General features: G+C 72.8%; 16 protein-coding genes. 11 read left to right on the top strand and 5 right to left on the bottom strand.

All coding sequences use genetic code 11. From position 1 onward, the window contains the following. Positions 1–300 precede the first annotated feature (300 nt). Together ABD241_RS00790 and ABD241_RS00785 are read left to right on the top strand one after the other, a co-directional pair. A complete protein-coding gene (locus ABD241_RS00790; RefSeq protein ID WP_344057437.1) occupies positions 301–1,593 on the top strand; it encodes a sensor histidine kinase in 1,293 nt (430 codons plus the stop codon). After that, a complete protein-coding gene (locus tag ABD241_RS00785) occupies positions 1,590–2,303 on the top strand; it encodes a response regulator (protein WP_344057435.1) in 714 nt (237 codons plus the stop codon). Before ABD241_RS00790 ends, ABD241_RS00785 begins: the two co-directional genes overlap by 4 nt. A 66-nt stretch (positions 2,304–2,369) precedes the next feature. Here the strand turns inward: ABD241_RS00785 and ABD241_RS00780 are convergent, their stop codons facing one another. Together ABD241_RS00780 and ABD241_RS00775 are read right to left on the bottom strand one after the other, a co-directional pair. After that, positions 2,370–2,744 carry a DUF3817 domain-containing protein gene (locus ABD241_RS00780; RefSeq protein ID WP_344057433.1) on the bottom strand — a complete coding sequence of 125 codons (375 nt, stop codon included), beginning with the start codon at positions 2,742–2,744 and terminating at the stop codon, positions 2,370–2,372. Next, positions 2,741–3,508 (bottom strand): SURF1 family protein, encoded by a 768-nt coding sequence (locus ABD241_RS00775; RefSeq protein ID WP_344057431.1) that lies wholly within the window; start codon positions 3,506–3,508, stop codon positions 2,741–2,743. The genes ABD241_RS00780 and ABD241_RS00775 overlap by 4 nt, the downstream gene beginning before the upstream one ends. A gap of 82 nt (positions 3,509–3,590) precedes the next feature. On the opposite strand from ABD241_RS00775, the gene ABD241_RS00770 reads away from it, so the two are divergent. The 9 genes from ABD241_RS00770 to ABD241_RS00730 all read left to right on the top strand — a co-directional run bounded on the left by ABD241_RS00770 (position 3,591) and on the right by ABD241_RS00730 (position 14,350). Next, positions 3,591–4,259, top strand: a complete 669-nt coding sequence (locus ABD241_RS00770; RefSeq protein WP_344057429.1) for a hypothetical protein — start codon at positions 3,591–3,593, stop codon at positions 4,257–4,259. Between the two features lie 112 nt (positions 4,260–4,371). Continuing rightward, positions 4,372–7,347, top strand: a complete 2,976-nt coding sequence (locus ABD241_RS00765) for a Na+/H+ antiporter subunit A (protein ID WP_344057427.1) — start codon at positions 4,372–4,374, stop codon at positions 7,345–7,347. After that, positions 7,344–7,874 carry a Na(+)/H(+) antiporter subunit C gene (locus tag ABD241_RS00760; protein WP_344057425.1) on the top strand — a complete coding sequence of 177 codons (531 nt, stop codon included), beginning with the start codon at positions 7,344–7,346 and terminating at the stop codon, positions 7,872–7,874. The genes ABD241_RS00765 and ABD241_RS00760 overlap by 4 nt, the downstream gene beginning before the upstream one ends. Continuing rightward, positions 7,871–9,463, top strand: coding sequence for a Na+/H+ antiporter subunit D (locus tag ABD241_RS00755; RefSeq protein WP_344057423.1), 1,593 nt, complete (start codon positions 7,871–7,873; stop codon positions 9,461–9,463). Before ABD241_RS00760 ends, ABD241_RS00755 begins: the two co-directional genes overlap by 4 nt. Beyond that, positions 9,460–10,101 (top strand): Na+/H+ antiporter subunit E, encoded by a 642-nt coding sequence (locus ABD241_RS00750; RefSeq protein WP_344057421.1) that lies wholly within the window; start codon positions 9,460–9,462, stop codon positions 10,099–10,101. Before ABD241_RS00755 ends, ABD241_RS00750 begins: the two co-directional genes overlap by 4 nt. Beyond that, entirely contained in the window at positions 10,098–10,421 is a 324-nt protein-coding gene (locus ABD241_RS00745) for an MrpF/PhaF family protein (protein WP_344057419.1), read from the top strand. The genes ABD241_RS00750 and ABD241_RS00745 overlap by 4 nt, the downstream gene beginning before the upstream one ends. Beyond that, positions 10,418–10,783 (top strand): monovalent cation/H(+) antiporter subunit G, encoded by a 366-nt coding sequence (gene mnhG / locus ABD241_RS00740; protein ID WP_344057417.1) that lies wholly within the window; start codon positions 10,418–10,420, stop codon positions 10,781–10,783. Before ABD241_RS00745 ends, mnhG begins: the two co-directional genes overlap by 4 nt. A 61-nt stretch (positions 10,784–10,844) precedes the next feature. Next, positions 10,845–12,557 (top strand): ABC transporter ATP-binding protein, encoded by a 1,713-nt coding sequence (locus ABD241_RS00735; protein WP_344057415.1) that lies wholly within the window; start codon positions 10,845–10,847, stop codon positions 12,555–12,557. Beyond that, a complete protein-coding gene (locus ABD241_RS00730) occupies positions 12,557–14,350 on the top strand; it encodes an ABC transporter ATP-binding protein (protein WP_344057413.1) in 1,794 nt (597 codons plus the stop codon). Before ABD241_RS00735 ends, ABD241_RS00730 begins: the two co-directional genes overlap by 1 nt. Positions 14,351–14,583: 233 nt before the next feature. On the opposite strand, the gene ABD241_RS00725 is transcribed toward ABD241_RS00730, so the two are convergent. The 3 genes from ABD241_RS00725 to guaB all read right to left on the bottom strand — a co-directional run bounded on the left by ABD241_RS00725 (position 14,584) and on the right by guaB (position 19,068). After that, the gene (locus tag ABD241_RS00725; RefSeq protein WP_344057411.1) at positions 14,584–16,251 is read right to left on the bottom strand and encodes a GMC oxidoreductase; all 1,668 of its coding nucleotides are present in this window, start codon (positions 16,249–16,251) and stop codon (positions 14,584–14,586) included. An 82-nt stretch (positions 16,252–16,333) separates the two neighbouring features. Further along, positions 16,334–17,455, bottom strand: coding sequence for a GuaB3 family IMP dehydrogenase-related protein (locus tag ABD241_RS00720; RefSeq protein ID WP_142183113.1), 1,122 nt, complete (start codon positions 17,453–17,455; stop codon positions 16,334–16,336). Between the two features lie 95 nt (positions 17,456–17,550). Further along, positions 17,551–19,068, bottom strand: a complete 1,518-nt coding sequence (guaB, locus tag ABD241_RS00715) for an IMP dehydrogenase (protein ID WP_344057408.1) — start codon at positions 19,066–19,068, stop codon at positions 17,551–17,553. Between the last annotated feature and the right edge of the window lie 11 nt (positions 19,069–19,079).

Here is a 19,079-nt window from a genome sequence, read left to right as displayed (position 1 = left end):
CCCGCAGGGCGCTCGAGTGGCGTGCGCGCGTCCGGTACGCGCGCCTTGACAGCGTGATGGCAGGCATTCCGCTCCCCTCACTGGGAGTCCGTCGTACGGTGAATTCGACGTTAGTGAGGGGTGAGGGGCGTGGTCTTCCGCCGGCGGGACCCAAGTCGCCTCGTCCTCTCGCCGGAGCCGGGGGTACTGAAGATGGACGACGCCTCATCCCGGAGGAGGACGGGTGTCCCCCTCGATGACCACGACAGTGACCAGTCACCGCAGCGCGCCAAGGTGGTAGATGTCGCCATCGTCCTGGTGGTGACCTTCGCCTCGCTCGTCGGCTTCATCGAGCGGGCCAAGCAGGCCCTGGACGGCGAGGACCTGCCGCTGCGCTACGCGGGGCTGGACCTGCCGGGGACGGCCCTCACGCTCGTGGCGTGCCTCACCCTGCTCGGGCGTCGGGCGTTCCCGGGGTGGGTGCTCCTGGTCACCACGCTCGCCACCGTCTCGGCCAACGCCCTGGGCTACCCGCCGGCACCGGTGCCGTATGCCGTGGTCGTCGCCGCCTTCACCGTCGGCCAGCGCTGGCCGTTCCCCCGGTCCGTCCTCGCGGTGGCCCCGGCCGCGCTGGCCCTGGCGGTCAGTGCGTTCGCCCGCTTCGGCATGGACGTGGACGACGAGGTCCTCACGGAGGTGCTCGCGGTCTTCGCGGCATGGGCGCTCGGCCGGGGCTACCGGCTCGGCCGCATGCACACCCGGCTGCTCGAGGAGCGCACCAGGCTGCTCGAGCAGCAGGCCCGACACCTGACCCGGGAGCAGTCGTCGGTGGCGGCGCTCGCCGCCGCCCGCGAACGCGCCAACATCGCGCGCGAGCTGCACGACGTGGTGGCGGGCAACGTCGGCATCATCGTCGCGCAGGCCGCTGCGGCGCGTCGCCGGCTGCGACACAGCAGCGGCGGGTCACCCGAGGTGCTCGCCTCGGTCGAGTCCCTCGGCCGTGAGGCACTGACCGACATGCGGCGGCTGGTGGGGGTGCTCCGGTCCATCGACGACGGCAGCACCGAGGCCACCCTGCCCAGTCTGGACCAGCTCGAGGAGCTCGTCGCCAAGGTGGCCGGGACCGGCACGTACGTCGGGCTGGTGGTGACCGGCGAGCGTCGCGCGCTCCCGCCGGCCGTCGAGATCAACGCCTACCGCATCGTGCAGGAGTCACTGACCAACGCGATGAAGCATGCGAAGGGCTCACCCATCACGGTCACGGTCGACTACGGCCGCGAACGCCTCCACCTCCTCGTCCGGGACGAGGGACCGGGTGCTGGCGACGTCCTGACGCCGGGCAACGGCCTGCTCGGGATGCGCCAGCGCGTGGACCTGCTGGGCGGCACCCTGCGCACGGGAACGGCGCCCGGGGGCGGGTTCCTCGTGGACTGCCTCCTGCCCACCACCGCTTCCACGCCGGGACCGACCCCGCCCCCGCCCGAAGGGCCACCCCGGCCTCCGGCGCGGCCCATGGCCCTGCCCTCCACCCCCTCGTTCGCCCGACACCCCGCTGGAGCGGCGGCCCGAGTCCCCGACCCCGAGCCCCGAGCCCCGCGAGGAGCAGCCTCGTGACCGTGCGCGTACTGATCGCCGACGACCAGCCGCTGATGCGCCGCGCGCTGGCCGACTGCCTCGCGGACGAGGACGACATCGAGGTCGTCGGCGAGGCGAGCAACGGCCAGCAGGCGGTCGACCTCGCCGCACGCCTGGAGGCAGACGTCGCGCTCCTCGACATCCGGATGCCCGTGCTCGATGGGGTGGAGGCCACCCGCCGCATCGTGGGGTCCGGCAGCTCTGCGCAGACCCGAGTCGTGGTGGTCACGACCTTCGACCTCGACGAGTACATCGTCGCGGCCCTGCGTGCAGGAGCGAGCGGCTTCCTGCTCAAGGACGCGACGCCGGAGGAGCTGGTCCGGGCGGTCCGGGTCGTCGCGTGCGGTGAGGCGCTGCTCGCCCCGACCGTCACGAAGCGGCTGCTGGAGCGCTACTCGCGCTACCTGCCCCTGACACCCGTCGGCAACCCGCTTCCCGAGCTGACCCCGCGAGAGCTGGCAGTCCTGCGCCTCGTGGGCCGCGGCTACACCAACGCCGAGATGGCCGCCGAGCTGCATCTGGCCCAGAGCAGCGTCAAGACGCACATCGCGCACCTGCTCGCCAAGCTGCACGCCCCTGACCGCGTCCACCTGGTCATCCACGCCTACGAGAACGGGATCGTCCTGCCCAACGACGCCCCGACCGCCAACGGGCCCTACGGCGTCACGCCGGGCCGTGACGGGCTGTGATCGACGCTGACCGGCCCTGACCGGCCCTGACCCGGCCCTGACCGGCGCCGACGGCTGCGACCCCGGTCAGACCTGCTCGTGCTCACCGGCGACGTAGGCGCGGGAGAGCAGTGCCTCGGTCTCGGCTGTGTTGCGGCGCTCCGCGATCCACGGCACGACCGGCACGAATCCGGCGAGGAGGTTCTTGACGATGCGGACCGGGCCCCAGGCCGCCTTGAGGCCGAGGTTGGCGACCGACACGGCATAGGCGAAGTAGATGAGGCCGTGGATGGGGCTCCAGTACTGCGTCAGCAGGTTGGTCTGGTGGAACGCGTACTTCATGACCATCTCGAGGATCAGCACGAAGAGGGCGAAGCCCGCGACGATCGCGAGGACGCGGTAGGCGGACAGCGCCGAGCGGATCTGCTGCGGCTTGGCCAGGGTCTGGGGATACGTGCTCACGTCGGAACGCCTTCTCTCGGGGCAGCGACGGGCTCGCCCGCCTGCTGCTCTGCTCGGAACATCTTCCACCACATCCAGATCGCGAAGATCCCGAAGACCCACCACTGCACCGCGTAGGCCGCGTTGCGCAGGTTGAGTGGGGCGTCGAGCTCGGGCGGTGGCACCCGGGTCAGGCCCGCCGGGGACAGCGGGTTCCCGGTGTCCGGGCCGGCCGACTCCGCGGAGGCCAGCACGACGACGTTGTAGAGGTCACCCGGCCACTCGTTGACGAGCGCGGCCAGGTCGACCGAGCGCACCTGCGGCGCCGGAAGCGGGCCGCCGGGCTTCGGCGACTCCCCCGGGCCCAGCGTGCCGGTCACGGTCACGGTGCCGGACGGCGGCTCGGGCACCTCAGTGGGGGTGCCGTCGACGAAGCCGCGCAGCACCGGGACCGTGCCGCCCTGGGTCTCGAGCGGCGTGACGACCCAGGAGCCGACCCGGCCGTCGAGCCGGCGGTCGACGACCAGCAGGGTGCGCGCGGCGGCATACGTCCCCGTCACGGTGACGGGACGGTTGGAGTACTCGCCCCTGAAGGCGCTGTGCGGCCCGGTGACCTGCTGGAGCGGTGCCCGCTCGAGGGTCGAGGCCGCCGCCACGACCTCCTTGCGGCCGGAGTCGCGGGCCACGCCGAGCTGCCAGAGCCCGAGCAGGACGCACGCCGCGACGACGACCAGGAGGGCGGCGAGCATGCCGACCCAGCGAGGGGTGAGCAGGCGCCGGAACACCTCCCAAGGGTAGGTCACGGTTGCCGCCGGACCCGAACCGGCCACCGGGGCCGGGGCCCCACCCGTGGCAGACTGCTGGGCCATGTCCCCCTTGTCCCGACGCTCCCGCCGTATGCCGCCCCGCGCCCTCTGGCTCGTGGCGGCCGTCGCCGTCGCGGCCCTCCTCGCCTCCTGCGGGGCCACGGACGCCGGGTCGGGGCGGCCGACCGTCACCGTCACGGTGGACCCGCCGACGGGGTCGACGGGGGCGGGCGGTGCCGCCGGGAGCACCATCCCGACAGTGGCCGCGACGTCGGCCGAGCTGCCGACCGCCATGGCGGCCGGCAAGCAGCGCGGCGCCCCGAAGTCCTTCGCCGAGGCGAAGGCACGGATCGACAAGGCCAAGCCGGATCCCAAGGTCACGACGCGCTTCGTGAGCCCCACCGGCAACATCGTGTGCCAGCGCAGCACCGACTCGACCGCCGCCGCGTGCGAGGTCGCCGAAGGCCGGATCGCCCCTCCCCTGCCGACGGTCTGCGCCGCGCAGGGCCCCAAGGACATCGGCCGCATCGAGCTGCGGCAGGACGGCGCCTATCCCGTCTGCAACTCCGACAGCATCCGCCGCGGAGGCGAGCCGACCCTCGCCTACGGTTCGCGCACGCAGCCCTCGGGAACGACCGCGTGCGTCAGCGAGGAGTACGGCGTCACGTGCGTCGACACCGCCACCGGGCACGGCTTCTTCCTGGCGCGCGAGACCTTCGTGACGTTCTGAGCGGCCTGCCCCGGATCGACGGTGGCCGGGGGCAGGTTCGCCTCCACGTAGGATGAGTGCCACGAGCTGAACGACGTGGACCGACCGCACACCCGACGACCGAAGGGCCGCCGTGGCGCAACTGCTGCTCCTGCACCTGATCGCCGCCGCCGCCGCGCCCTGGCTCGCCAGTGTCCTGCGCACGAGGTCCTTCCTCGTCCTCGCGCTCGCCCCCGGCGTCTCGTTCGCCTGGCTCGTGTCGGTCTCGGGCGACGTGCGGGCGGGCAACCTTCCGACACAACGGATCTCGTGGGTCCCGGGCCTGGGCCTCGACCTCGACTTCCGGCTGACGACGCTGTCGTGGGTGCTCGGGCTGCTCGTCACCGGCGTGGGCGCGCTCGTGCTGCTCTACTGCGCGTGGTACTTCACCGACCGTGACCCGACGCTGTGGCGCTTCACCTCCGTGTTCACCGCCTTCGCCGGGGCGATGCTCGGCCTCGTCCTCACCGACAACCTGCTCGTCCTCTACGTCTTCTGGGAGCTGACGACCGTCTTCTCCTACCTGCTCATCGGCCACAACCCGGCGAGCTCGACGAACCGGCGCGCGGCCATGCAGGCGCTCCTCGTCACCACGTTCGGCGGGCTCGCGATGCTCGTCGGCATCATCGCCCTCGGCGTCCACCACACGTACTCGATCTCGGCGCTGCTCGCCGACCCCCCACCGCTCGACGCCGTGACGGTCGCCGCGGTCGTGCTCCTGCTCGTCGGAGCCCTGTCGAAGTCGGCGCTCGTGCCGTTCCACTTCTGGCTGCCGGGCGCCATGGCCGCCCCGACCCCGGTCAGCGCGTACCTCCACGCCGCCGCGATGGTCAAGGCCGGCATCTACCTCGTGGCCCTGCTCGCGCCGGTGTTCGCCGGGGCCCCGGCCTGGCACGTGCTGACGGTCGGCCTCGGCGTCCTCACCATGCTCGTCGGGGGGTGGCGCGCCCTGCGCCAGCACGACATCAAGCTGCTGCTCGCCTACGGCACCGTGAGCCAGCTCGGCTTCATCGTCGCGGTGGCAGGCCTCGGCACCAAGGCGTCGGCCCTGGCGGCGCTGGCCCTCGTCATCGCCCACGCCCTCTTCAAGTCGACGCTCTTCCTCGCCGTCGGGGTCATCGACAAGTGCACCGGCACCCGGGACCTCCGACAGCTGTCCGGGGTGGGCCGCCGGCTGCTCCCCGTCGCCGTGCCCGCGACCCTGGCAGGGCTCTCGATGGCGGGCATCGTGCCGCTCGCGGGCTTCGTGTCCAAGGAGAGCGCGCTCGAGGCGCTGTGGCAGGACGTCGAGACCTCGGCCCCGCTCCCGGCGCCGTGGAGCGGGCTGGTGCTGACCGGCGTCGTCGCCGGCTCCGCCCTCACCGTCGCCTACACCGGCCGCTTCCTCTGGGGCGCCTTCGCGACCAAGCCCGGCGTCCCGCCCACTCCGGTGAAAGCGACCCACCCCGGCTTCGTCCTCTCGCCCCTGCTGCTCGGCGTGGCCGGCCTCGCGCTCGGCCTCGTGGCTCCGCTCGAGTCCCCGTGGCTCATGCCGTATGCCGCCGAGTTCCCCGTCGGTGCCCAGCCGCAGTCGCTCGCGCTGTGGCACGGCATCACGGTGCCCCTCGTGCTGTCGCTCGTGTCCGTGGCGGTCGGGCTCGTGCTCTTCGCGCAGCGCTCCCTCGTCGCCCGGGTGCAGGCCGGCGTGCCGTCGCTCCTCGACGGCGAGCGCAGCTTCGCCCGCACCCTGCGCTGGGTCGACCGCGGCGCGGTGGAGACGACCGCCGTCACGCAGCGAGGGTCGCTGCCGATCTACCTCACCGGCATCCTCCTGGTGTTCGTGGCCCTGCCCGGGCTCGCCGCGGTGACCCGCGGCACCTTCCCGTCGGTCCGCCTCTGGGACAACGCCGGCCAGGCGGTGGTCGGCGTCGTCGTGGTCGCCGCGGCGGTGCTCGTCCTCGTCACCCGTCGCCGCCTGACCGCCGTCATGCTCGTCGGCGCCACGGGATACGGCGTCTCCCTGCTCTTCATCCTCCACGGGGCTCCCGATCTCGCGATCACCCAGATGCTCGTCGAGACCGTGTCGCTCGTGGTGTTCGTGCTGGCGCTGCGGCGACTCCCCACGAAATTCACCCGGCACCCGCACTCGCCGTCGCGCACCTGGCGCATCGCGCTCGGTGCCGCCGTCGGCCTCTCCGTCGGCGCCATCGCGCTCGTCGCGTCCGGCGGCCGCCGCGCCGAGCCCGTCTCCGTCGACTTCCCCACGGAGGCGTACGCGTTCGGCCACGGCAAGAACATCGTCAACGTCACGCTCGTCGACATCCGCGCCTGGGACACCCTCGGCGAGGTGTCGGTGCTGGTCGCCGCCGCGACGGGCATCGCGAGCCTCATCTTCGTGCGCACCCGCAACACCCGGCTCTCCCGGGCCACGGCCAAGGAGCTCCCGTCGAGCGACCCGGCCCGCGGCACGTGGCTGCACGGCGGACGGACCCTTCGCACCGAGAAGCGGTCGGTCATCTTCGAGGTCGTCACCCGCCTCGTCTTCCACGTCATGCTGGCCGCCTCGCTCTTCCTGCTCTTCGCCGGCCACAACCAGCCCGGAGGCGGCTTCGCCGGTGGCCTCGTGGCGGGCCTGGCGCTCGTCGTGCGCTACCTGGCCGGTGGGCGCTACGAGCTCGACGAGGCAGCCCCCTTCGACGCGGGCCTGCTCGTCGGCCTGGGGCTGCTCGTCGCGGTCGCCTCCGCGCTGGCGCCGCTGGCCCTCGGCGGGACCGTCCTCGAGACGACGGCCGTGGACCTCACCATCCCCCCGTGGGGCGAGGTGCACCTCGTGACCTCGCTCTTCTTCGACATCGGCGTCTACCTCATCGTCGTCGGGATGATGCTCGACATCGTGCGCAGCCTCGGCACCGGCATCGACCGCCAGATCGCCGAAGAGGAGGCGGCCGACGCGACGGACGCGGATGCGGACGCGGATGCGGACGCGGATGCGGATGCGGATGCGGATGCGGACGGTGTCACGGCCGGGGGGACGGGCGACGAGGCCGGCGGCCCCCGCTCCGACCCAGGCCGGGAGGTGGTCACGCCGTGACGGCTCTCGCCCCCACCCTCATCGAGGCCACCCTCGAGCCGAACATCACCCTCGTGCTGGTCACCGTCGCGCTCGTCGCGACCGGCACGGCGTTGGCGCTCGACCGCAGCCTCGTGCGCGTCCTGCTCGGGATGGTGCTCATCGGCAACGGCGTCGCCGTCCTCTACCTCGTGATCAGCGGCCGGGCCGGCCGGGCGCCCTTCGTCGGCGAGGACCCGGCCGCCATCAGCGACCCGCTGCCGCAGGCGATGGTGCTGACGGCCATCGTCATCTCGCTCGCGACGATCGGCTTCCTGCTGGCGCTGTCCTACCGGCTGTGGCAGATCTCCGGCACCGACGACGTGCCGGACGACACCGAGGACGCCCACATCCAGCGCCTCGCCCTCGAGGACCAGACCTCGTCCACCTACGACCCGTCCGAGGTGTCCACGACGACCTCGGACGAGCTGGCCGACGAGGACCCCAGCCCCGACCGGAGCCCGCAACGGAGCCCCGACCGGCAGCGCGACGGGAGCCCCGCCCCATGACCGGCGTCACCGTGCCCGACCTCGTGCCGCTGCCCGTCCTGCTGCCCCTGCTCGGGGCGGCGCTCACCCTCGCCTTCCGCCGGTCGCCGAGGCTCCAGCGCGGCGTCAGCATCTCCGTGCTGGCGGCCGTCGTCGCCGTCGCCGGCGTCCTCGTGTGGCAGACCGACGTGAACGGCCCGCAGGTGCTGTGGCTCGGCGCCTGGCAGGAGCCGCTCGGCATCTCGCTCGTCGCCGACCGCCTCAGCTCCCTCATGCTGCTCGTCTCGGGCATCGTGACCCTGCTCGTGCTGGTCTTCGCGATCGGGCAGGGCCAGGCCGAGAGCGAGGAGGAGGGCGAGAGCCAGACCCCGCTGACGATCTTCCACCCGACCTACCTCGTCCTGGCTGCGGGAGTGTCCAACGCGTTCCTCGCCGGGGACCTGTTCAACCTCTTCGTCGGCTTCGAGATCCTGCTCTTCAGCTCCTACGTCCTGCTCACCCTCGGCGGTTCGGCCGCCCGCATCCACGCCGGCACGACGTACGTCGTCGTGAGCCTCCTCAGCTCCGCGCTCTTCCTCGTCGGCATCGCCGCCGTCTACGCCGCCACCGGCACCGTCAACCTCGCGCAGCTCGCCATCCGCATCGGTGACCTCTCCCCCGCGGTGGCGCTGGTCCTGCAGCTCTCGCTGCTCACCGCATTCGGGATCAAGGCGGCGATCTTCCCGATGTCGGCGTGGCTGCCCGACAGCTACCCGACGGCCCCTGCCCCGGTCACCGCCGTCTTCGCCGGCCTGCTGACGAAGGTCGGCGTCTACGCGATCATCCGCGTCCAGACCCTGCTCTTCCCCGAGTCGCCCCTGCAGGGCCTGCTGATGTGGGCCGCCCTGCTCACGATGGTCGTCGGGATCCTCGGCGCCGTCTCGCAGTCGGGGCTCAAGAGGATCCTGTCGTTCACCCTGGTGAGCCACATCGGCTACATGGTCTTCGGCATCGCCCTGGCCACGGAGGCCGGCACCGCCGGGGCGATCTTCTACGTGGCGCACCACATCACCATCCAGACCGCGCTCTTCCTCATCACCGGGCTCGTCGAGCGCCTCGCCGGCACCACCTCGCTCGACCGGCTCGGGGGCCTGGCGGTGGCCTCACCCGTGCTGGCGACCCTCTTCTTCGTCTCGGCGATGAACCTCTCGGGCATCCCGCCGCTGTCCGGCTTCCTGGCCAAGGTCGGCCTGCTCGACGCCGGCATCGCGGTCGGCACGCCGCTCGCGTGGCTGCTCGTGGTCGGCGGCATCGTGACGAGCCTGCTGACCCTCTACGCCCTGGCCAAGGTGTGGAGCCAGGCCTTCTGGCGCAGCCCCGCCGACGCGCCCAGAGCCGGGGAGCCGCTCGCCGGCGTCGTCGCGCACCGCGCCGGCAGCGTCCTCGTCGCTGCTCCCCCGCGTACCCTGCCCCGCACGATGCTCGCCGCCACCGCGACCATGACGGCCGTCGGGCTGATGATCACCGTCGTCGCGGGCCCGCTGTACGCATTCACCCAGCGCGCCGCGGCCGACCTCACCTCGCGCGACCCCTACGTCACGAGCGTCCTCCCCGAGGGGGTTCGCCGATGAGCGACTCGTCCACCCGTGCGGGGAGCACGACGGCGTCCGACGTGCCTCGCCGGCCGCCGCGCCGTCGGCGGGTCCTCCAGCCGCGGGCGGTCGCCACCATCGCCCTGGCCTGGGTGCTGATGTGGGACCGCCTGAGCTGGGGCAACGTCGTCAACGGCATCCTCGTCGGCCTCCTCGTCACGTACGCGTTCCCGCTGCCCTCGATCGAGTACCACGGGCGGCTGCGGCCGCACCGGGTCGCGCTGCTCGTCGGGCGCTTCCTCGTCGACCTCGTCGAGTCCTCGTGGCAGGTGATGCGCCTGGCCCTCGGCCGCCGCCGACCCCGCAACGCCGTCATCGAGGTGCAGCTGCGCTCGCGCTCCGACCTCTACCTCACGCTCACGGCCGAGCTCGTCGCGCTCGTGCCCGGGTCGGTCGTCGTCGAGGCGAGGCGGTCGACCTCGGTGCTCTACCTGCACCTGCTCGACGTCGAGCACGAGGGCCGCATCGAGGCCCAGCGCGCCCACGCCCTCGCCGTGGAGCGGCGGGTCGTGCGGGCCCTCGGCTCACGCGAGGAGATCGCCGCCCTCGAGACGGGCACGCCGTGGCCGTCTCCCCGACGCGACCGGGACGCGGCGGACGAGAAGGAGGAGCCATGACCATCGTGCTGGCAGTCGCGCTGGCCATGCTGGGCGCAGCGGCGGCCCTCGTCCTCGTCCGGCTGTTCGCCGGACCGAGCAACCTCGACCGGATCGTGGCCGCCGAGGTCCTGCTCGTCGTCGTCATCGCGGGCGTCGCCCTCGAGTCGGCGAGACAGCGGACGACGACCTACCTGCCGTTGCTGATGATCCTCGGGCTCGTCGGCTTCGTCGGCGGGGTGGCCGTGACTCGGTTCATGTCGCGCGACTCCGACGACTCCGACGGCTCGGACGGCTCCGACGGGCCGGCGGAGCGGACCGAGGGACGTAAGCGCCCATGACGTGGTCGACCCTGCTCGACGGCGCCGGCGCGGTGTGCCTGCTGCTCGGAGCGTTCCTCTGCCTCGCCGGGGCGGTCGGGCTCGTCCGGTTCCCCGACACGCTCTCGCGCCTGCACGCCGCGACCAAGCCGCAGACCCTCGGCCTGATCCTCATCCTCGCCGGGCTGGCGCTGACCCTGCGCACGTGGGCTGCAGTGACGACGCTCGTCCTGCTCGGCGCGACGCAGTTCTTCACCTCGCCGGTCTCGGCCCACCTCGTCGGCCGCGCGGCCTACCGCAACCGGCGCGTCGACGCCGACACCCTCGAGGTGGACGAGCTCTCCGAGGCCCTGCAGCGTTCCCGCACCTACCCGCCCTCCTGAACGGGCATCGCGGCAGAAAACCACGTGAGACGCCCGTGCCGCCGAACCTAAACTGCGGCAAGTGATCTCGCTGCCCCACGCCGACCCAGGCACGCCCGACCTGACGAGCCCGACGGCATACCTGAAGTGGGTCGGCAAGGGCCAGTGGCGCACCCTGGTGGTGGCGATCGCGTTCGGCATCGTCTGGCTCGTGAGCCAGGCGCTCTTCCCCGCCGCCATGGGCAAGGCCATCGACGAGGGCATCATCGGCGGCGACGCCGCATCGCTCGTGCAGTGGTGCCTGATCCTCATCGGGCTGGTCGTGCTGAGCGCTGCCTCCGGCGCGATGCGCCACAAGTACGCCGTCATGAACTGGATGCAGGGCGCCTTCCGCTCCGCACAGCTCATCGGGCACCAGGCCGCCGACACCGGCGAGGCGCTGACCCGCACCGTGCCGACCGGCGACGTCGTCGCGACGGTCAGCTCGGACGCGATGCGCATCGGGGGGCTCTACGACGTCTCAGCCCGGTTCGCCGGGGCCGTCGTCTCCTACGTCGTCGTCGCGCTCATCCTGCTCGGCGCCTCCACGCCCCTCGGGCTCGTGGTCCTCATCGGCGTCCCGGTCCTCGTCGCGTGCCTGACCTTCATCGTCCGTCCGCTGCAGGCCCGCCAGCTCGCCCAGCGCGAGGAGTCCGGCACGCTCATCGGCCTCGGCGCCGACACCGTCGCGGGGCTGCGGGTGCTGCGCGGCATCGGCGGCGAGCAGACCTTCCTCAAGAGGTATGCCGTCCAGTCCCAGTCCGTGCGGCAGGTCGGCAACCGGGTGGCCGGCTACCAGGCAGCCCTGGACGCCGCGCAGGTGCTGCTGCCCGGCATCTTCGTGCTCGTCGTCGTGTGGCTCGGTGCCCGGTTCGCGATCGAGGGCGAGATCACGGCGGGACAGCTCGTCGCGTTCTACGGCTACACCGCCTTCCTCGTCATCCCGTTGCGCACCGCCACCGAGATGGTCGACCGGGCCACGCGCGCGCACATCGGCGCCGGCAAGCTGACGCGGATCCTGCGGGTCCGGCCCGACCAGACCGAGGCGACCGAGCCGCGGCCGCTGCCGCAGGGCCCGGCCCCGCTGCACGACCCCGACAGCGGGGTCACCATCGAGCCCGGCCGCTTCACCGTGGTCGTCTCGGCGCGGCCGGAGCTGTCGGCGGCCCTGGCCGACCGGCTCGGCCGGTTCGGGCCCGGCGAGACCGACGTGCGCCTCGACGGCACTCGTCTGGCCGACGCCTCCCTGGCCGACGTGCGGCGCCGGATCGTCGTGTCGGAGAGCGACCCGCGCCTCTTCACCGGCACCCTGCGCGAGGAGCTCGACCCGTGGGCTGAGCACGACGACGCCGAGATCCTGCGGGCCCTCGCGGTCGCCAGCGGCGACGACGTGCTCGAGGCCCTGCCCGCCGGCCTCGACAACGAGGTCGAGGAGCGCGGCCGGGCCTTCTCCGGCGGTCAGCGCCAGCGCCTGGCCCTGACCCGGGCGCTGCTCACGGGGGCCGAGACCCTCGTCCTCGTCGAGCCCACGAGCGCCGTCGACGCGCACACCGAGTCCCGCATCGCCGGCCGGCTCACCGCCGCCCGCGCGGGGCGCACGACCGTCGTGATGTCGGCCAGCCCGCTGCTGCTCGACCGGGCCGACCACGTCGTGTTCCTGCGCGACGGCCGGGTCGCCGCGGAGGGCACGCACGCCCGGCTGATGAACACGGTCCCGGACTACCGACGCACGGTCGTCCGAGGGGAGGACGACTGATGACGCAGGCAGCAGCGCCGGCCACGCCGGCCCCTTCCTCGGCACGCGCTCTCCCCGTGGCCGACATGGCCTCGGTCAAGGCGCACACCCGCGGCCTCGCCCAACGGCACCGGCGCAGCATCCTCGGGGTCGTGGGGCTGCACGCCGTGGCCGCCGTCGCCGCGCTCGTCGCACCGCGCGTCATCGGCCTGCTCGTCGACGAGATCAGCCACGGCCGGTCGCTCGCGGTGGTGAACCGGCTGGCCCTCTGGATCGCGGCAGCCGTCGTCGTGCAGACCGTGGCGACGTGGTTCGCCCGCCGGGCCTCGTTCGTCCTCGGCGAGACGATCTTCGCCGAGCTGCGCGAGCAGTTCATGGAGCGGGTCGTCGAGCTGCCGCTGTCCACGGTCGAGCGGGCCGGCACCGGCGACCTCGTCTCCCGCACGACCAACGACGTCGAGGCGCTCTCCCGGGTGATCCGTTTCGGCATCCCCGCGATCTTCGTCGGGTCCGTGACGACAGCCATCACCGTCGTGGCCGCCTTCGTCACCGGGTGGCTGGTCGCGGTCGGGGTCCTCGTCGGCGTACCCGTCCTGGTCCTCTCGACCCGCCGCTACCTGCGCCACGCCCCGGACGGCTACCTGCGCGAGCGCGCGACGTATGCCGCGCTCAACGGCGTCGTCACCGAGTCCGCCGACGGCGGGCGCACCATCGACGCCCTCGGGCTGCGTACCCGGCGCCGGCAGCGCATGGACGACGCCCTGCGCGACTGCTACCACGCCGAGCTCTACACGCTGGGGCTGCGCCTGCGGTGGTTCCCGTCGGTCGAGTTCGCCTTCTTCGCCCCGGTGGCGGTCACCCTGCTGTGGGGCGGCTTCCTCATCTCGCAGGACCTCGCGACGGCCGGCACCGTCACCGCGGTCGCCCTCTACGTGCAGCAGATGGCCGGTCCCCTCGACGAGCTGATCTCCTGGCTCGACGAGATCCAGATCGGCGCCACGTCGCTCGCCCGGGTCATCGGCATCGCCGACGTGCCGGCCGACCGCGCCGCGACGGGCGAGGAGCCGCGCGACGACCGGCTCGAGGCCTCCGACGTGCACTACTCCTACCGCGCAGGCCGCGACGTGCTGCGTGGCGTCTCCCTCGACCTGCGACCCGGCGAGCGCCTCGCGATCGTCGGACCGTCGGGTGCCGGGAAGTCGACGCTGGGCCGCCTGATGGCCGGGATCGACGGTCCGCGCGAAGGCCGGGTCGAGGTCGGGGGCGTACGCCTCGTCGACCTCGAGCTCGCCCAGCTGCGCGGGCAGGTCGCGCTCGTGACGCAGGAGCACCATGTCTTCGTCGGCTCGCTCGAGGACAACCTGCGCCTCGCGCGACCGGACGCCTCGCGCGAGGAGCTGCTCGAGGCTCTCGCCGCGGTCGACGCGCGCGACTGGGCGCATCGCCTGCCCCAGGGTCTCGACACCCGTGTGGGATCCGGCGGCCACCGGCTCACCGAGCCGCAGGCCCAGCAGCTCGCCCTCGCCCGGCTGGTCCTCGCCGACCCCCACACCCTGGTCCTCGACGAGGCGACCTCGCTGCTCGACCCCCGCGCCGCCCGGCACCTCGAGCGGTCACTCGCCGCGGTCGTCGAGGGCCGGACGGTGGTCGCCATCGCGCACCGGCTCATGACCGCGCACGACGCCGACCGCGTCTGCGTCGTCGAGGACGGCCGGATCAGCGAGATCGGCTCCCACGAGGAGCTGCTGCGGGCCGACGGGGCGTATGCCGCCCTCTGGCGCTCCTGGCGTGACGAGCCCCAGCCCGCCCGCTGACGCCTCGCGCCCGCCCTCCCCGCCGGCGCGGAGGTATTTCGCAAAGAATCGACAGGGGCCGTAACCCCTTCCCTCCTGCCTCGTTTCCAGCGCGGTGCCGGCTGTTTCTCGACCGGTTGTGGCCCGCACCGTCGGGTGGGGCCGTCTCTGAGGGGTGACGGCCTCACCCTCTTTCGTCCAAGGGCTCGGGGGGACGCCCGCGGTGCGCTCGCGCACCCGCGCCGTGCGCCGCCTCAGGCGTCGACGAGGCGGTAGGCCTCCCCCTGAGCCGGACGCCGGTCGGGTTCACCACGGGTCGGCCACAGCGACACGGCCCGCTCGGCCTGGGCGGTGATCGTCAGGCTGGGGTTGACCCCGAGGTTGGCCGAGACCGCGGAGCCGTCGAGCACGTGCAGGCCGGGGTAGCCCCACACGCGGTGGTAGGGGTCGATGACCCCGGTCTCCGGCGAGTCCGAGATGACCGCACCACCGAGGAAGTGCGCCGTCATCGGGATGTCGAGGATCTCCCCGACCGACGAGCCGGGCCAGGCGCGCTCCCCCGTGGTGCGCTCGAGCCGCTTGGCCATGGCGCGGACGGCGGTGTTGCCCTCGGGGATGTAGGTGGGGTTCGGCTCGCCGTGGCCCTGCTCCGACGTGAGCCGCCACCCGAGGAGGCCGCGCCGCCGCCCGACGGTGATCGAGTTGTCGCGGGTCTGCATGACGAGGGCGATGACGGTGCGCTCGCTCCAGCGCCGGGTCGACAGCGACCGCGCGAAGACCCACGGGTGCCGGGCCGCGCCACCGGCGAACCGCAGCCAACGAGGTACGCGTCCGCCGCCGTCGACCTGCATCACCGCGAGCGCTCCCATGAGGTTGGAGCCCTTGCCGTAGCGGCAGTTCTCGACGTGCGTCGTGTCGTCGACGTGGAAGCTCGAGGTGATGGCCACACCCCTGGTCAGGTCGACGTCCTTGGGCACCCGGGCGGTCATGGCGCCACCGAGCGCCTCGGAGTTGGTCCGGGTCAGCTCGCCCAGCCTGTCCGACAGCCTCGGCAGGCCGTGGCCCTCGGGCTCGGCCTTCATGGCCTGCAGCAGCTTCGCGGTGCCCCAGGCGCCCGCCGCGACGACGACCTGCCCCGCCGTGACGGTGCGCTCACCGGCCCAGCGCCTGCCCCACGACCCGCTGCGGACGGTCGTGACGGCATACCCCCGCTCCGGCGCAGCCGGGTCGAGCGGCCGGACCCGGGTGACGGTGCGCAGCGGCTCGACGACGACGCCGCGCCGCTCGGCGAGGGCGAGGTAGTTCTTGACGAGCGTGTTCTTGGCGCCGACGCGGCACCCGACCATGCAGTTCCCGCACTCGGTGCAGCCGGTCCGGTCGGGGCCCTCGCCGCCGAAGTAGGGGTCGGGCACCCGCTTGCCCGGCTCGCCGAAGAAGACGCCGACGGGCGTCTTGCGGAAGGAGCCGGCGACGCCGAGGTCGGCGGCAGTGTCGCGCATCAGCTGCTCGACCGGCCCCTCGCAGGGGTTGACGCGGACGCCGAGCATCCGCTGGGCCGTGGCGTAGTGCGGGGCGAGCTCGGCCTGCCAGTCGGTGATGTGCGCCCACTGGAGGTCGCGGAAGAACGGCGTCGGCGGGACGTACAGGGTGTTGGCGTAGTTGAGCGACCCGCCGCCCACGCCCGCGCCGCCGAGGATCAGGCAGTGCGGCAGCCGGTGGATGCGCTGCACGCCGAAGAGCCCGAGCTTCGGTGCCCACAGGTAGCGCCGGACGTCCCAGCTCGTCCTCGCGAAGTCGTCGTCCTCGAAGCGACGCCCCGCCTCGTAGACGTGGACGCGGTAGCCCTTCTCGGCGAGGCGCAGCGCAGCCACGGACCCGCCGAAGCCGGAACCGATGACGACGACGTCGTGGTCGAACTCCATGCGCTCACCCTAGGGAGCGGACCCGCCACAGGCTACCGGGAGTAACCCATGCCACAGCCCGCGTCGCGTCGCGGGCGTCGACTCAGTTCCCGAGGTAGGGCGAGACGACGACCTCGACCCGCTGGAACTCCTTGACGTCGGAGTAGCCGGTGGTCGCCATGGCCCGCCGCAGGGCGCCGATGACGTTCGTCGTGCCGTCGGCGTGGCGCCCCGGGCCGAAGAGGATCTCCTCGATAGAGGCCTGGGCGCCGATGGCGATCCGCTCGCCGCGCGGGAGCTGCTGGTGGTGGGCCTCGGGACCCCAGTGGTAGCCGCCGCCGGGGGCGTCGGTCGCGCGCGCCAGGGCCGCGCCGAGCATGACGGCGTCGGCACCGCACGCGACGGCCTTGACGATGTCGCCCGAGGTGCCGACACCGCCGTCGGCGATGACGTGGACGTAGCGGCCGCCCGACTCGTCGAGGTAGTCCCGACGGGCGGCCGCGACGTCGGCGACGGCCGAGGCCATCGGGGCGTGGATGCCGAGGGCGGTGCGCGTCGTGTGGGCCGCGCCGCCGCCGAAGCCGACGAGCACGCCCGCCGCGCCGGTGCGCATGAGGTGCAGGGCCGCCGTGTAGGTGGCCGCGCCGCCGACGATGACCGGCACGTCGAGCTCGTAGATGAAGCGCTTGAGGTTGAGCGGCTCGGCCCGGCCCGACACGTGCTCCGCCGAGACGGTGGTGCCGCGGATGACGAACAGGTCGACGCCCGCCTCGACGACGGTCTTCCAGTGCTGCTGGGTGCGCTGCGGCGACAGGGCGCCGGCGACCGTGACGCCGGCCTCACGCAGCTGGCGCAGCCGCTCGGTGATCAGCTCGGGCTTGATCGGCTCGGAGTAGATCTGCTGCATCCGCGCCGTGGCCGCGCCCGGCTCGATCTCGGCGATCTCACGCAGCTGGGCGGTCGGGTCCTCGTAGCGGGTCCACAGGCCCTCGAGGTCGAGCACCGGCAGCGCGCCGAGCTTGCCGAGGGTGATGGCGCTCTCGGGCGAGACGACCGAGTCCATCGGGGCGGCCATGACCGGGATGTCGAAGTGGTACGCGTCGATCTGCCACGACACCGAGACCTCCTCGGGGTCGCGCGTGCGCCGCGAGGGCACGACGGCGATGTCGTCGAAGGAGTAGGCGCGCCGTCCGCGCTTGCCTCGGCCAATCTCGATCTCGGTCACCGGCCCAGCCTATCGACCCGGCGACACGCGAACGTATGCCGTCCCGCGGGCCTCGCGGGACGGCATACGTCCTCGGGTGGTTCGGCTCGCCGGCCTCAGCCGACCGTGTAGTTGGGGGCCTCGACGATGCCCTGGACGTCGTGCGGGTGGCTCTCCTTGAGCGAGGCCGAGGTGATGCGCACGAACTGGCCCTTGTCCTGCAGCTCCGGGATGGAACGGGCGCCGACGTAGAACATCGACTGGCGCAGGCCGCCGAGCATCTGGTGGGCGACGGCCGACAGCGGCCCGCGGTAGGCGACCCGGCCCTCGATGCCCTCGGGGACGATCATGTCGTCGGACTCGACCTCGGCCTGGAAGTAGCGGTCCTTGGAGTAGGACTTCTTGCCGCGGCTGCTCATCGCTCCGAGCGAGCCCATGCCGCGGTAGGTCTTGAACTGCTTGCCGGCGACGAAGATGAGGTCACCGGGGCTCTCCTCGCAGCCGGCGAGCAGCGAGCCCACCATGACCGAGTCGGCGCCGGCGACGATGGCCTTGGCGATGTCGCCGGAGTACTGCAGGCCGCCGTCGGCGATGACCGGGACACCGGCAGGCTTGCACGCCTGCGCCGCGGCGTGGACGGCCGTGATCTGCGGGGCGCCGACACCGGTGACGATGCGCGTCGTGCAGATCGAGCCGGGACCGACCCCGACCTTGACGGCATCGGCGCCGGCATCGACGAACGCCTGCGCGCCCTCGCGGGTCGCGACGTTGCCGCCGATGACCTGGACGTGGCGGGTGGCGGGGTCGGACTTCAGGCGCTGGACCATCTCGATGAGCAGGCGCACGTGGCCGTGGGCGGTGTCGGCGACGAGGACGTCGACGCCGGCCTCGATGAGGGTGGTCGCCCGCTCCCAGGCGTCGCCGAAGTAGCCGATGGCCGCGCCGACCATGAGACGGCCGTCGGCGTCGTTGCTCGCGTCGGGGAACTGCTCGCCCTTGACGAAGTCCTTGACGGTGATCAGGCCGGCCAGGTGGCCCTCGGAGTCGACGATCGGCAGGCGCTCGCGCTTGTGCTGGCGCAGCAGCGCGGTGGCCTCCTCGCGGCTGATCCCGACCGGGCCGGTGATGAGCGGCATCGGCGTCATGACGTCGCGGACGAGGGTGGTGGCCCACTCGGCGACCGGCGTGAACCGCAGGTCGCGGTTGGTCACCATGCCGATGAGCTTCTTGTCCTCGCCGATGACCGGCAGGCCCGAGACGCGGTACTCGCCGCAGATGGCGTCGAGCTCCTCGAGGGTGCGGTCGGGGCCGATGGTGATCGGGTTGGAGATCATCCCGGTCTGCGTCCGCTTGACCAGGTCGACCTGGTACGCCTGGTCCTGGATCGAGAGGTTGCGGTGGAGCACGCCGAGGCCGCCCTGGCGGGCCATCGCGATCGCCATCCGGGCCTCGGTGACGGTGTCCATCGCCGCGGAGACGAGCGGGGAGCGGATCGACAGCTCGCGCGTCAGGCGCGTCGTGGTGTCGATGTCGCTGGGGGCGAGGTCGCTGTAGCCCGGCAGGAGCAGCACGTCGTCGTAGGTCAGGCCCATCGGGGCGAAAGCAGCGGGCACGTCAGACGATCCGAGGCTCATTGCGCGATTCT

The sequence above is a fragment of the Terrabacter lapilli genome, from assembly GCF_039531305.1.
Lineage (GTDB): Bacteria > Actinomycetota > Actinomycetes > Actinomycetales > Dermatophilaceae > Terrabacter > Terrabacter lapilli.
This window is presented reverse-complemented; position numbering and strand designations above follow the sequence as displayed.